Here is a 13,347-nt window from a genome sequence, read left to right as displayed (position 1 = left end):
TGCACGCTTGGCCCGGCGGCTTGCCCGGCGTGGGCGAGATCGGGGACTTGGGGCGAGCGGCTAGGGCTTGGTCTGGCCGGGCGCGTGGGCGTCCTCGTCATGCAAGATGTCCTGCCGGTAGAGCATGGTTAGGGCGGTGTAGACGACCAGGCAAAGCGGCGTGGCGAACAGCACGCCGAGCGGTCCAAAGACAAGGCCCAGGCCCACGACCGCGAAGATGCCCAGCACGACCGGAAGGGAGGCCAGGTTCTTTTGCACCATCGGCGTGATGACATTGGCTTCCAGCTGCGAGACGGCCGCGTAGAGGGCCAGGGTCAGCCAGAAGGTCTGGCTGCCTTGCATCACGGCCAGGATCAAGGCGGGCGCCGCCGATGCGATCGGCCCCACGATCGGCACGAACTGGGCGACGCCGGTGATCAGGCCAAGCGCCACCGGCGCGGGCACGCCGATCGCCCAGAGGCCAAGGCTGACGAAACTTCCGACGAGCGTCATCGACACCAGCTGGGCGCGCAGCCAGCCGTTCAGCGCCGCGCCGCAGGCGTTCAACACTTCCCGCAACCGGGCGCGGCGCGCGAGGGGAACCATGGCCAGAATGCCCTCGCGGCTGCTTTGGGGATGGATGGCGAGGAACACCCCCGCCACCAGAACCAGCAGCAGCGTCGCAAACCCGGAGACCATCGCCAGGGCGACCCCGGGCGCGCGCGCCAGGGCGCGTCCGGCTTCGGCGCCCAAGCCCTTCAATTGGTCGAGCACCACGCCGGCAAAGGGCGAGGCCGCCCACCGCGCCTGGATCGTCGCCCAGGCGCGCGGCAGGCTCGTGGATAGATCATCCATCTGGTTGAAAATCTGCCGGCCAAATAGGAAGCCGATCGCGCCCAGAATCGACAGGACGATCAGGACGGCCAGGCCGACCGCGAGCCCGCCCGGCAGTTTGAGCCGCTTGACCAGCGGATCGGCGATTGACCGCAGGACAACGGCCACCACGATCGAGCCGAAGATCAGGATCCACAGGCTGGCAAGCTTTGCAGCGATCTGGGCCAGGCCGTAGGTGACGACCAGCGCCACGGCGGCGCGCACGAGCGTTCCGGTCGAGACCGTGCGGACAGCGCCCCGACCGCGCGACGAGGACTCACTGGCCATGCGCTTGGCTCCAGAGGCTGCTGCGCCAGAGCGTCGGGGCGCGGCGTGGGCGGAGGGGCTTTGTCGCCGGCCCCGCCGGCGCGGATGGTTGCGGCTTCATGGCGCTAATAGTCCTTGGAATATTTGAGTTGGACGCTCGAGCCGCCGAACGAGGCGGTCTGGGTCAGCAGGCTCAACGTCCGCGACAACGCGATCTCCAGCTGGGTGGCGGTAAAGCCCCGCGCGTCGGTGATGATCTCGATATAGACGTGGCGACCCAGATAGGCGCCGGCCGCCAGGGCCGTGCCGCGACCGCTGGCGGCGTCGGCCCCCAGCACCCGAAGGCGATCCACGCCGGCCACGGCGCGCAGCTTGCCCAACGGATTGAGGCCGCCGCCGCCGTTGCGCAGGCTGTTGAGCGCCGCGGCCACCTGGATCGCCTGGGTCGGCGACAGCTGGCCGATGGAGGATCCGAACAGCAGTCTGGAGAGCACCTCGTCCTGGGGCAGGGCGGGCGTGGAGGTGAAGGCGATCTGCGGGTCCTGGGCGCGCCCGGTGACATTGACCGTGGCGGTGACCCCCTCGACGGTGGTCGATGCGGCGATGTCGATCAGCGGATTGGTCGCCTGGCGGCCATCGAACCGCACCTGGGCCTTGCTGATCTCCAATCGCCGGCCGGCGAACGCATAGGTTCCGCGAACCAGGTCCAGGTGGCCGGTGACGGATGGCGCGCTGGCCGTTCCGCCGACCCGCAGGTCCGCGCCCCATTCCGACTCCAGTCCCATGCCGCTGACATAGATCCGGTTGTCGGCGCGAACCTTGATGTTGAGTTTCCAGGTGTCGGGCAGTCCGGTGACGGGCGCGGTCTTGGCGGCGGCGAGGGCGGCGCCAGGCGCCGGCGACCCACGCCGCCGCACGCCTTCGAGGACCGCCACCTCGGCCGAGCCTTGGCGGACGATCTGATAGCGCGCCTCGGGAATGCTCAACTCGCCTTCGATCAACGCCCCGCGCGCGCGCGTGTTGGTCACAGACAGCGTACCCGACACGCTGGCGTCCAAAGCGTCGCTGCCGGCAAGCTGGGCGCGGTCGAGGGTGGCGCGCAGGTCCAAGGGAAACCCCTGGGCCGCGTCCAGCCCCACCCAGCCGCGTGCGGTGATCGAGCCGGCGCCGGCGCGGCCGCTCAGGCGGTCGATCTCCAGACGCGATTGGGTGAAATGGCCGTGCAGGGCGATATTGGTGATCGCCGTGCCATAGGCGGGGTTGGCGTAACGCAGGGCGTCGGCGCGGAGGACGCCGCTCAGGGTTGGCTGTCCCACCCGGCCACCAAAGTCGGCGGCCACGGCGATCGGACCGCTGACCTCGTGCCCGGCGATCCCGGTCATCGCCCAGAGGACGTCGGCGGGGCCATTGTAGCGAATCCCGCCGCTGAGCGGGGCGCCCGACAGGCGCTCGCTCCAGGCGCCGACCCGGGCCGGCGCGCCCAGGCGGGCGTTCAGGCGTCCGATCGTCGCGCCGCCCCGCTTGACCAGGGCTTGGACCTCACCGCCAGCCGCCTTGAGGTCACCCCGCAGCGCGACATCGACCGGCGGGGAGGCCGTCGCCAGGCCCACGCGTGAGAAGTTGGCGATGTCCAGGCGGGCGGCGACGACGGGGGCTGCGTTTGGCCCTTCCTGCCTGGCTTCGATGAGACCATTGGCGGTCCCCTCAAGCGCCAGGTTGGGGTAGAGGCTTTGGACGAAGCCCAGGTCGAGCTCGCGCAGCTGGGCGTTCAGCTGGCTGGAAGCGCCCGTGCGGCCCGAAAGGATCGCCTCGCCTTGGGCGAGCTGGACGCGCACGGGCGACAGCCTCCAGTCTTGGCCGACCTTGTCGATCTGCGCCGGGGCCGCCAGGCGCACGGCCAGACGATTGATCGTGCCGGTCAGATTGGCCCGGATGGTCTGCGGGGTCAGGCTGGCCCGGGCCGCCAGATCGAAGGGGACGGCGTTGCGGCCCTTGGCCACCAGGCCAAGCTGACCGCGGCCAGACTGATAGCGCCCCTGGGCCTGGGCGCTGGTCAGCATCAGGCCATCGCGCGCCAGGTCGGCCACGCTGGCCTGGCCGCTGATCTCGGGGCCGCTCGGCGTCAACAGGATGGCGGCCGTAACCCGCCCGGACCCGATCGTGACCACGGGCGCGAGGGCCAACCGCGCCTGGTCGGCCCGCAGGTCAAGATCGGCCCGCTGAACGGCGCCCGCCGCGCTAAGCCGCGCCGCGCCGCTCAGGCCCGAACCGGAAAGCCGTAGTGTCCCGGCGAAAGGCCCGGCGGGGTCTTGGCTGACCGCGCCCGACAGGGTCACGCCCGCGGTGGTGAAGGCCGCGATCTGGATCGTCGGCGAAGGCTTGGCCCTGAAGACGCCGTTGCCGCGGAACGGCCCATAGGGCGAGCTTCCGCGCAGGGTGACGCGGTAGCCGTCTTGGCCGCCAACGGCGTCGATCACGACGTCGCGCAAGGGCACGCCGATGTCGGGCGCGGCGGCGGCCAGACGCAGAACCGGCCGCTGCGCGGTTCCGCCCGCCGTGAAGGTCAGGGGTCCGTAGCGGCGCGAGCGGGCCGCGGCCTGGAACGTCAAGCCACCGTCCGGCCGATAGGCGCCGCTCCCGCTTTCGATCTGAAAATCGGGGGCCTTCAGCCGCAGGTCGGCCACCGAAAGGGCGCCGCCGGGGTGCAGTTCGAGCTTGGCGCTGAGCACGCCCTGTCCGCCCAAGAGCTCGCGCAGGGGCTTGCTGTCCAGCCGCCGCGTCGTCACGCGCGCCGACCCGCGCAACCCAAATCCGCCCTGAGCGCCGGTGGTGAGCTTGGCGTCGGTGATGAGGTCGAACCGTCCCAGGCCATCGATGGCGTAGTCGTTGACCCGGCCCTTCAGGGCGCCGGTATAGAGTCCCGCCGCCGGGTCGGCGACGATGACGGCCGTGGCGTTGATGCGGTCCGATCGCAGCCGCAGATTGTCCGAGAGCCAGCGCCCGTCGTCATAGGCAAGGTCTCCGCCCAGGGTGATGTTGGACAGCGAACCGCCGGCCGCCGCGTTCAGCCCCGTGACGCGTCCGGCGGCGACCTTGATCGGGATCTTGATCCGCCCCGGGGTCAGGTGAGCACGCCCCGCCGCGCGCAGGGCCTGGACCTGGATGTCGCCCATGCCCACCCAGGTTGCGGAAAGCGCGTAGTCCGCCCGCAGCCTCGACAGGCGCCCGTCGAGTGTCAGGCTCAGCCGGACGTCACGTCCCGTCAGGGTCTTGGCCAGGGTCGCGGGCCGCAGGAGCTTGGCCTCGACCTGGACCCTATCGAACCGATTGGTGTCGAGCGCGATCGCGCCGCTCGCGCGCACGCTCAAGGCGTCCGATGTGAGGGAGAGTTTGCCGTCCAGACGACGACGCACCAGCGCGCCCTGTGCGTCGATGGCGACTTCGGGGGCCAGCAGGTCGGCGGCCGGGCCCGTGACCAGTCGGGCGGGGCGGGCCTGGCCCCTGACGCCGAAGCGGCCTTCGTTCGCGTCCAGCGTCAGGTCGAGCACGGGGGCGGTCCCCAGCTTGGCCAGGGCGCGGCCGTTCCAGCCCTTCCAGTCCCCGCGGCCGTCGACCGCGACCGTCAAGGGCGCTCCCAGGCGCAGATAGCTGTCGATCAGGCCGCCCGCCGGGGCGTTCAAGTCGAGCGCGAGGCGCAGCCGATTGAGCTTGGGGGCGATGTCGATCACCGCGGCGAGGCGATCGCCGCCGGACAGACCTGGGCCCAACAGCGCGCTGGCGCTCATGTCGATCTGGGCGCGGCCGCCGGCGAGTCTGAAGACGCCCTTGAGGTCGGCCACGTGGCGACGGCCGGTGACCGCTGGTTCGAGCACGATGCGCTCGATGTGGACGTTGGGGGCGATGACGGCGATGTCCGGCAGCAATGGCTTGCTCGGGTCGCGCGGTGTCGGCTTGAGCGCGGGGCGCCGCAGCAGGCGGGCGCTCGGAACGCTCAGGTGGCGAAGATCGACGGTCTTTCGCAGGAGCGCCAGGGGACGCCAGTCGAGGGTCGCCTCGGGGATGATGGCGAACGTCCCCCCGGGGTCGGACGCCGTCACCCCCTTCAAGGTCATCTTGCCATAGAGCGAACCGTCGATCCGTTCGATGTGGACACTGAGGCCCGACGCGGTCGTGTAGGCCGCGAGACGCGCGATCAGGAAGGCGCGCCCCGGCGCGGTGTTCAAACCCAGCAGGACCATCGCCGCCAGCGCGATCAAGGCCGTCAGGCCTCCTGCGACGATTATCGCCCAGCGACGGAGGCGACGTCTTGGCGCCTGGCCCTTGGCCGGCGGGCCGGTCTCAACGGCTGGCTCATCGATCGCCATCAGAATGCCTGGCCGATGGAGATGTAGAGCGCCACCCGCGGATCGCCCGGGCGGCGCGACAGGGGCGTGGCGACGTCGATCCGCAAAGGACCAAAGGGCGTGTAGTAGCGTCCGCCGATCCCGGCGCCGACCCTTAGGTCATCGAGCCCCGGTCTTGTGGCGCCATAGACCTGACCAGCGTCGACGAACGGGACGACGCCGATGTCCCCCCAACGAAAGCGCGCCTCGAGCGACATCTCGGTCAGGCCGCGACCGCCAAGGGGATCGCCGTCGGTGTCGCGCGGACCAAGGTCTTGATAGCCAAAGCCGCGCACAGAACCGCCGCCGCCGGCGTAAAGGCGGCGCGACGGCGCCAGGTCGTCGCGCGCGATGCCCATCACCGCGCCCAATCTCAAGCGTCCAGCCAGCACCAGCCTGTCGCCCATGGGCGCATAGGCGGTGGTCTCCAGCAGCGTTCGCGCATAGGGCGTCACCGCGTCGCGCCAGGCGACTTCCGGGCTCAGCCGGCCCGTCACGCGAAAGCCGCGCGTGGGATCGAGCAGGCTGTCGGAGGTGTCAAAGCCAAGCTGCGCGGGCAGGGCCGCGATCAGGAATGTGTCCCTTGGCCTGGCCGCGCTCGCCGCGTCGAACCGGGTCTCGTCCGTGGCGATCAGTTCTCCGCCATAGGCGTAGGTCCAGCGCTTCTGCCACAAGGGGGTGCTGTCGCGCGACACCCGCGCCGAGAGCTTGGCCGATCGTGCGTCGTAGGCCTGGCGGGTCTCCCGAGACAGTTCGGCGCTGGCCTGAAGGGTGCGGTCGCGCCGGCCGGCGTTGGATCGGCGCAGCGTGGCGCCCAAGCGCTGCTGCTGTGTCCCGGCGACGGCGTCCAGTGACAGAGCGCCTTCCGGCGGAAAGAGATTGCGGTGGGTCCACGACCCTGAGAGCCGAAAGCCTTCACCCGTGCCGTAACCGGCTGTGGCGGCCAGGCTGCGAGGCGGCGCCGGAACCTGCCGCACCCTGACGTCCACCATCTCCGAGCCATCGGGCCCCGGTGTTCCGGTGCGCAACGGTTCGAGCGCGACGACCGACAAAAGGCTGGTGGCCACCAGCGCTTGGCGCAGATCCTCGACCTTGCGGCTGTCATAGGTCTGGCCCGGCTTGAACCTGGCCAGGATGCGCACATGTTCGGCGTCGAAAACGGGCTTTCCGGCGACCTGAAAGCCGCCGAACCTGCCCAGGGGCCCCGCGCCCAGAGGCAGGCTGTAGTCGCCGCGCCGCGTGGCCGCGTCGAGTACGATGTCGCGAGGTCCGAGCTCGGCGAAGGGATAGCCCTCCTGTGGCAGGCGCAGGGCGACATGGGCCTCGGCCGCCTCGATGTCCGTGGCGACGATCGGATCGCCGGTTCGCAGGTTCAGCGCCGCGCGCGCGATCTCGGTCGGCGCGGCTGGCGCGCCGGTGATCCGAACGGCCCCGAGTCCATAGCGGGGTCCGGCCGTCACCGTCAGCCCCACGGCCAAGCGATCGGTGCGGCCGGTCGGGGGATCCAGGTCGGCCGTGGCGGCGGCGTCGTAATAGCCGTCCGCGTTCAGCAGTTGGACGAGCAACGCGGCGTCGGCGTCGGCGCGCAGGCGCACCTGGCCCGCCACGGCAGGCGCGCCCACGCCGCGATGCAGGGCCGAAAGCTCCCGAAACCGCGCCGTCAGGTCCGGATCGGTCAACCCCGTAAGGGTGATCTCGTAGCGCACCTGCGCCGCGCGTTCGCCGTCATCAGTCAGGTCGAGCATTCGGGGCGGCGCAGCATCGAAGGCCTCGAGCGGCGTCAGGGGCGTTTGGAACGCTGCATCGGGGGTAGGGTCGTAGGGGAGGTCTCCGGCCGGGCGTATAGAGGGGTGCGGCGTCTGGAGCGAGGGTAGGGCTGCCTCGAAGGCGGGGTCTGAGAAGAGAGGCAGGCGGTCCTGCGCGCCGGAGGATTGGGGGAGACCTGTCGCGATCAGGCTGGTGGCGGCAAGTGATACGAGCGGCGTCCGCACCATAAAGATCCTTTGAGGCAATTAGCCCGCGCGGGACTTGGGGACCTAACGCGGCTCAAGCACCGATTGTTCGATCACGGTGTGTTGACGGGCCGACCGCGCCGTCGAGCCCGCGCGGCCCTTGGCCAATGAGGCTCATCCAATCGCCCGCGGTGTGAAGGGGGTATTCAGTTTTGCGGAGAGCATTGACAATATTGTAAGTATGCTTGGGTGTTTAATTATTCGAATATTAGTTATTTATTGCGGTATTGTTGTATTTCTATATGTATTTTATCCTAAACTGAGAATTACATACCAATATATCGCGCGCGAGCGGCGAATTACGGCTTGGCCGTGGTCTAACATAATCGTGAAATTGCGAATTTAGTCGATATTCGATTTGGGGCGTTACTTAGATAGTCGTCAGAATTGTTATCAAATTTAGAGATTTGATCGTTCTTACGACTTTCACCTGTATTAAAGGAGATATTGCCATGTCTGCTGCGACCGCACAGCGCCCTGACGACAGCAACGAGATCGACCATCCCCTCATTCCCGCCCAGCGTGTCAACGGAGCCGATGTCTTTAACCAGGCCAAGGAAAAGATTGGCAGGATCGAAGACATCGCCATCGACAAGCGGAGTGGCAAGGTCGCCTACGCGATCCTGAGCTTCGGCGGGTTTTTCGGCATGGGTGACAAGCATCAACCGCTGCCTTGGTCCGCTCTGATGTACGACAAAGACCTTGGTGGCTATGTCGTGGACATCAGCCAGGAGTTCCTCGCCTTGGCGCCCAAGCTCGAGATTTCTGAGCTGAGCGGCTGGGATGACGCCGATAAGCGTGAAGCCTTCTACGGCTATTATGGCGCGCTCGGCGCCCGACCGTATTGGTGAGCGGCACGTTAAGCTGGGATGTTGCGGAGGCTGGGCCTCGTCCGGGTGCGCGGTTCTTTAATCGCGGGGAGGGGCGTCGAGGGCTTTCTGCGCCATTCTGGTATCTCCCGCATGTCGCCCGTCGCGCCTCGTCGATTGGGCGCGCCGTAAGGGTTCTGTGGAACGGCGGCGCTGAGTCGGCATAGCGAACCGCCCGGCGAAGCCGCCTGCTCGGATGGAGGCTCTGGGCTCCGCTCGTTTTGTAAAAGAGCCGAGAGGCGGCCGACGCCCGCCGCCGTCCTCGCCATCGTCGCCATACCGGCCTCCGGGGGTGGGTAACGGGCTCGGTGTCCCATCTCGCAACTCCGCCCTGCGGCGGACGTTGGGTCTTCGGGAGGCCACTATGCCAGACTCCATCTTCAGCGGATGGGACGGGATCATTCGCATTCTGCTCATCGCGCCCGCTGCCTATGTCGCGCTCGTGGTCATCCTGCGTGTTTCTGGAAAGCGGACGCTGTCCAAGCTTAACGCCTTTGATTTCATCGTCACAATCGCCATCGGCTCTACGCTGGCTTCGATCATCACGACCAAATCACTGGCCTTGTTGGAAGGCCTCGCGGCGCTCGTGGTTCTGGTCGCGCTCCAGTTTCTGGTTACCGCCACATCGGTGCGCTGGCCTTGGATCAACAATGCGGTGAAGGCCGAGCCGACCCTGCTTTTGAAAGACGGTAGCGCTCTGCGGGGCGCTATGCGACGCCAGAGGATCACACTTGAGGAAATCGAGGCGGCCGTTCGCCAGGCCGGCGGTGGGTCGCTCTTGGCGGCTAGGGCTGTATTTCTGGAGACCGACGGGACCCTGAGCGCCGTTCTGATGGAGCCGTGATGGACCAGCTGCATGCTCTGATCGGCTCGCAAGGCGAAGACATCAACTGGTGGCAGATGTCGATCAGGGCGTGTCTGGTGTTTGTCATCGGCGTCCTCTTCGTCCGCTTGGCCTCCACCCGGGCGTTTGGCAAATGGAGCGCGCTCGACATCATCCTGGCGGTGGTCGTGGGCTCCAACCTGGGGCGGGCCATGACCGGCAACGCACCGTTCGTCGCGACCCTCGTCGCAACCTGCGTCCTGCTGGCCCTCCACGATCTGTTGATCCGCGCCTCGGCCCGATGGTCCTGGCTAAGCCTTATTACAAAAGGCCGATCCGTTAAGCTGGTCAGCGACGGTGCGCCAAACCAAGTGGCGATGCGGCAGGCCGGCATCGGAGAGCGTGATCTTGGTCTGGCGCTGCGCTCGGCCGGCCATGCGGATCTCGACGAGGTGCAGTCGGTCACTCTGGAACGCAATGGCGACATCACGGTGGTCGCCGCTCGTGAGAATGGGGCTTCCTAACCAGGCCAACGCCTGCCCTGCAAAGCAGGTCGAGCGCTTTCAACGCATCATCGGAGAACAAGCCTTCATGGCTTCCACGGACTTCGACTTCGCCAACCGGACCGGACGCAAGCTCACAGGTCGGCTGGAGACGGGCGCCTCGCCTCCCCGGGCCTGGGCTGTGTTCGCTCATTGTTTCACCTGTGACAAATCCTCACTCGCTGCGATCCGCGTGGGCCGCGCCTTGGCGGAGCGCGGCATCGGTGTGCTCCGATTTGACTTCACGGGTCTGGGGGAAAGCGAGGGCCAGTTTGGTTCGGGGCTATCGGGCGATGTCTCGGACGTCGTGTTCGCGGCAAATGCGATGAACGCGGCGGGGATGAAGGTCCAACTATTGGTCGGGCACAGCTTTGGCGGCGCTGCTGTTATCGCGGCAGCGCACGCGATTGAAACCGTCACGGCCGTGGCCGTCATCGGCGCGCCGTTCGACGCCGAACATGTGCTGGCTCACGTCGGCTCGACCCTTGACGGGCTGGCGCTGGGTGAGCGTGTCCAGGTGTCGATCGGCGGACGCGATTTCGAGCTCGGGACTGAGTTCGTCGCCGATATCTGTTCACACAATCAACAAGAGCGGATCGCGAACCTGCGACGCGCGCTGCTCGTTATCCATTCACCGATCGATGAAGTCGTTTCGGTCGACAATGCCGCCCTGATCTTTCAGTCGGCGCTTCATCCAAAGAGTTTCGTCTCCCTCGACACGGCAAACCATATGCTCAGCGTTGACAGTGACGCCGACTACTGCGCCGCCGTGATCGCTGCTTGGGCAGATCGGTATCTTGGGGCGGACTGAGAGAAGACGCCGCCGACCGGCCGGCCATAGTCTGCCGTGGTTTGGTAGCGGCCGAGCTCGGCCCGCCCGGCGCTATCGATCAGCTCAGTCAGGTGGTGCGCGGCTTCGATATCGGAGCGGAGGCCGAAGAACACATATAGCGTCTCGCCTGCAGGGCTTCTCTCGCGCCAAACCCGGCATCGCAGTGGCTGGCGATGGCGAGATACAATCGTCCAGCGGGATGCGCTTGTTGCGCTAGGTCTGATATCCCCGCCGCTCATACGGCGCATCTCGGATTTCGACGTCGGTCAGCCACAAGTCGTGGCGATCGAGCAACTCGGCGACCTTGGTTGCAGCTGACAATGCTTCGCCTTCAGTGCAGCCGTTGTCTGTGGTTTCTGGCGCGCGGGCTGGCGCCACCTTACAATCAATGCCCCCCCAAGCTTCAGATCAGCGCTTTGCCGCCAGTCGTCTGCTCGACAGCTACCTCGTCGTCTCCGCCCAGGCCGGCGACCGGCGCGCGACCGACTTGCTGGCGCGTCGCTATCATCGCCGACTGGTGGCCCATGGTTGTGAGCGCAGATGAGGCGGGAAGGCTAATGTCCGCAAGGGGGCGGGAGGAGCCATCAGCACAGGCGCCGAAACCAGACCTTCAGATCGCCACCGCTATGCATTGTTCGTTCTGGTGAATTCCCGCCCTGAAATGAGGGAATGCCCCGACGCTGGCAAAGGTCGCGTCGCCGCTGCGGAGACGGACATAGCGATCGTCTGTTGGGGGTGGGAAACGGACACTGGGCCTGGCTTCGTTTGCAATAGGTCAAACGCGCGACATTGGACGCAGAAAGCGAGGAAACTGAGGAACGCGCTGAACCAATAGTCAAGCTGCGGGTTTGCTTGGGGAACGGCTTGCGAGCTACGGAGAATCCGATGCTTTCCACCTTTTCTACCTGGGCGGGCCAAGCCACTGCGAATAGGGATGGCCTAGCTTTCTATCGCGCCATCTCGTTCCTAGCAGCGAACACCAAGCGCTAGGCATGGCTTTACCCGTCACCTATTGCGGGCCTCCCCCAGTGCCGGCGGCGCTGGCGTCGAGCTTCAATTTCGATCCTGTTGTGCTGATCGGCCTTTTCGGCATGGCCGTCGCCCTAAGGCGAGAAAAGGCCGGGCTTGCTGCGGTTGGCGTGCTCGCCATCGCCTTTGTGAGTCCGCTCTGCGCCCTGTCGTCGGCACTCTTCTCGGCCCGGGTGGTGCATCACATCCTGCTGGTCGCCGTGGCGGCGCCGCTTTTCGCGATCGCCTTCCCGGCACGGACAAAGGGAGGGATTGCCGCTCCGTTTGTCATCTCAACAGCAGTGCTCTGGGCTTGGCACCTTCCTGCGGCCTACGACGCCGCCCTGGCCAATGTTCCCGTCTATTGGATTATGCAGCTGTCCCTGCTTGGCGCCGCCCTGATGTTCTGGCGGGCGGTGCTGGCCGAGGGGCGGTCTCCCGTGGAACGGCTCGGCTTCGTCGTGGCTGTCTTCGCCCAGATGGGGCTGCTTGGTGCGCTGCTGACCTTTGCCTCCGAGCCGCTCTATGCCGCCCACGGGTTCGCGCCACTTTCGTGGGGGCTGACCCCGCTCCAGGACCAGGCCTTGGGCGGGGTGATCATGTGGGTGCCGGCCGGGATCCCCTACGCGGTCGCGGCCGCGTGGATTGCGCGTCGGGGCTGGAAACAGCTGAAAGCGGTCGGCCTATGATCGACTGGCTGGCGCCCGCGGTTCCGCTGTTCAAGGCGGCGCACATTATTGGCCTAGTGGTCTGGTGCGGGGGGCTGCTGGCCTTGCCCCTGATTCTGACGCGACACGACCCGGCCATCTCGATCCACGACTACCGCACCATCCGGATGGCCTCGCACCTGGCCTACACAATATGCGTGACCCCGGCGGCCGTGATCGCGGTCATTGCCGGAACGTGGCTGATTTTCATACGCGAGGTCTATGTGCCGTGGATGTTCGCCAAGCTGGCTTTTGTGGCGGCCCTGGTCATGGCCCACGCCTGGATCGGTCACATTGTCGCGAAGATCGGCGAGGAACCGAGCGAGCACACGCCGCCGGCGGCCTATGTCCCGCTCATGCTGGTGCTCGTGCTCATTCTGGTGATCCTGGCCCTGGTGCTGGGCAAACCCGTCATGGGCTGGATCGCCTTCCCGGACTGGCTCACCGAGCCCAGGAGCGCTCAGCTCTTGTTCGACACGCCCAGTCGATAGTCGAAGACCAATTTGCCGCCATGCCAGCCCGTCACCGCTACCACCCCGACGCACAATGCCGAGAGCAGGATGCCGTAAGGCAAGACCGCCGCCTCGTAGCCATACAGTCGATGTCCCCAGTTGGCTCCAAGCAGGGCCAGCAAGGTGACCGCGATGATAAAATGCGTCCAGGCCGGTGCGCGGGCGCGAATGCCGGGAACCATCAGCAGCTCGGCCGTGCCGGAAAAGCCGGCCAGCATGCCGAACAAGAAGCCGGTCCCCGCGGACCACAGGGCGGCCCTGGCCCAGAAGCCATCGCCGGTCCACCAGTACAGGGCGTCGGCCCCGAAGGTGCAGAAGGTCAAGGCGACCGGAAAAGCCACGCTCATCGCATGGATCGGGTGACCCAAGACGGCGACGCGCGATTCGGTCGTCGAGAAGCCGGGCGCAGCAGCGATCGGGTCGATCAGGGCTTCGGTTTCTTCCTCGATATTATCGGTCACGGGCCGTCCCTACGTCCATCAATCGTCGTCCTAACAACGGCACTGCTGCTGGCGGGTTGCGAGGGCGCTCTATCGACGGT

The 13,347-nt window shown here is 66.8% G+C and carries 11 protein-coding genes; 6 read left to right on the top strand and 5 right to left on the bottom strand.

Going from position 1 to position 13,347, the window contains the following annotated elements; all coding sequences use genetic code 11:
• Positions 1 to 60 precede the first annotated feature (60 nt).
• The 3 genes from ACW17V_RS11535 to ACW17V_RS11525 form a co-directional block, all read right to left on the bottom strand.
• A complete protein-coding gene (locus tag ACW17V_RS11535; protein ID WP_492105268.1) occupies positions 61 to 1,140 on the bottom strand; it encodes an AI-2E family transporter in 1,080 nt (359 codons plus the stop codon).
• A 104-nt stretch (positions 1,141 to 1,244) separates the two neighbouring features.
• Positions 1,245 to 5,375, bottom strand: a complete 4,131-nt coding sequence (locus ACW17V_RS11530) for a translocation/assembly module TamB domain-containing protein (protein WP_492105267.1) — start codon at positions 5,373 to 5,375, stop codon at positions 1,245 to 1,247.
• Between the two features lie 107 nt (positions 5,376 to 5,482).
• Positions 5,483 to 7,246, bottom strand: coding sequence for an autotransporter assembly complex protein TamA (locus ACW17V_RS11525; RefSeq protein ID WP_492105266.1), 1,764 nt, complete (start codon positions 7,244 to 7,246; stop codon positions 5,483 to 5,485).
• Positions 7,247 to 7,965: 719 nt separating this feature from the next.
• On the opposite strand from ACW17V_RS11525, the gene ACW17V_RS11520 reads away from it, so the two are divergent.
• From ACW17V_RS11520 to ACW17V_RS11505, 4 genes are all read left to right on the top strand, one after another.
• Positions 7,966 to 8,364, top strand: coding sequence for a PRC-barrel domain-containing protein (locus ACW17V_RS11520; RefSeq protein WP_492105265.1), 399 nt, complete (start codon positions 7,966 to 7,968; stop codon positions 8,362 to 8,364).
• A 382-nt stretch (positions 8,365 to 8,746) separates the two neighbouring features.
• Positions 8,747 to 9,226 (top strand): DUF421 domain-containing protein, encoded by a 480-nt coding sequence (locus ACW17V_RS11515; RefSeq protein ID WP_492105264.1) that lies wholly within the window; start codon positions 8,747 to 8,749, stop codon positions 9,224 to 9,226.
• Positions 9,226 to 9,729 carry a DUF421 domain-containing protein gene (locus tag ACW17V_RS11510; protein WP_492105263.1) on the top strand — a complete coding sequence of 168 codons (504 nt, stop codon included), beginning with the start codon at positions 9,226 to 9,228 and terminating at the stop codon, positions 9,727 to 9,729. The genes ACW17V_RS11515 and ACW17V_RS11510 overlap by 1 nt, the downstream gene beginning before the upstream one ends.
• Positions 9,716 to 10,558 (top strand): alpha/beta hydrolase, encoded by an 843-nt coding sequence (locus ACW17V_RS11505; protein ID WP_492105262.1) that lies wholly within the window; start codon positions 9,716 to 9,718, stop codon positions 10,556 to 10,558. The genes ACW17V_RS11510 and ACW17V_RS11505 overlap by 14 nt, the downstream gene beginning before the upstream one ends.
• On the opposite strand, the gene ACW17V_RS11500 is transcribed toward ACW17V_RS11505, so the two are convergent.
• Positions 10,504 to 10,818, bottom strand: a complete 315-nt coding sequence (locus ACW17V_RS11500; RefSeq protein ID WP_492105261.1) for a DUF7168 domain-containing protein — start codon at positions 10,816 to 10,818, stop codon at positions 10,504 to 10,506. The two genes, ACW17V_RS11505 and ACW17V_RS11500, sit on opposite strands and share 55 nt — an antisense overlap.
• 753 nt (positions 10,819 to 11,571) lie before the next feature.
• On the opposite strand from ACW17V_RS11500, the gene ACW17V_RS11495 reads away from it, so the two are divergent.
• The gene (locus tag ACW17V_RS11495) at positions 11,572 to 12,276 is read left to right on the top strand and encodes a cytochrome c oxidase assembly protein (RefSeq protein WP_492105260.1); all 705 of its coding nucleotides are present in this window, start codon (positions 11,572 to 11,574) and stop codon (positions 12,274 to 12,276) included.
• On the top strand, positions 12,273 to 12,785 hold the full coding sequence (locus tag ACW17V_RS11490) for a CopD family protein (RefSeq protein ID WP_492105259.1): 513 nt from the start codon (positions 12,273 to 12,275) through the stop codon (positions 12,783 to 12,785). The genes ACW17V_RS11495 and ACW17V_RS11490 overlap by 4 nt, the downstream gene beginning before the upstream one ends.
• On the opposite strand, the gene ACW17V_RS11485 is transcribed toward ACW17V_RS11490, so the two are convergent.
• Positions 12,755 to 13,267 carry a DUF2231 domain-containing protein gene (locus tag ACW17V_RS11485; protein ID WP_492105258.1) on the bottom strand — a complete coding sequence of 171 codons (513 nt, stop codon included), beginning with the start codon at positions 13,265 to 13,267 and terminating at the stop codon, positions 12,755 to 12,757. The genes ACW17V_RS11490 and ACW17V_RS11485 overlap by 31 nt on opposite strands.
• Positions 13,268 to 13,347 lie beyond the last annotated feature (80 nt).

Source organism: Caulobacter sp. FV2ye17ST, assembly GCF_058680955.1.
Note: the sequence above shows the minus strand (reverse complement) of the source record. Positions and strands in the feature narration are given on the sequence as shown.

Excerpts from the sequence above, each read along its gene's own strand:
- ACW17V_RS11525 (WP_492105266.1), bottom strand. The coding sequence starts at position 7,246 with ATGCTCGACCTGACTGATGACGGCGAACGCGCGGCGCAGGTGCGCTAC.
- ACW17V_RS11500 (WP_492105261.1), bottom strand. The coding sequence starts at position 10,818 with ATGAGCGGCGGGGATATCAGACCTAGCGCAACAAGCGCATCCCGCTGG.
- ACW17V_RS11495 (WP_492105260.1), top strand. The coding sequence starts at position 11,572 with ATGGCTTTACCCGTCACCTATTGCGGGCCTCCCCCAGTGCCGGCGGCG.
- ACW17V_RS11505 (WP_492105262.1), top strand. The coding sequence starts at position 9,716 with ATGGGGCTTCCTAACCAGGCCAACGCCTGCCCTGCAAAGCAGGTCGAG.
- ACW17V_RS11515 (WP_492105264.1), top strand. The coding sequence starts at position 8,747 with ATGCCAGACTCCATCTTCAGCGGATGGGACGGGATCATTCGCATTCTG.
- ACW17V_RS11490 (WP_492105259.1), top strand. The coding sequence starts at position 12,273 with ATGATCGACTGGCTGGCGCCCGCGGTTCCGCTGTTCAAGGCGGCGCAC.
- ACW17V_RS11535 (WP_492105268.1), bottom strand. The coding sequence starts at position 1,140 with ATGGCCAGTGAGTCCTCGTCGCGCGGTCGGGGCGCTGTCCGCACGGTC.
- ACW17V_RS11520 (WP_492105265.1), top strand. The coding sequence starts at position 7,966 with ATGTCTGCTGCGACCGCACAGCGCCCTGACGACAGCAACGAGATCGAC.
- ACW17V_RS11510 (WP_492105263.1), top strand. The coding sequence starts at position 9,226 with ATGGACCAGCTGCATGCTCTGATCGGCTCGCAAGGCGAAGACATCAAC.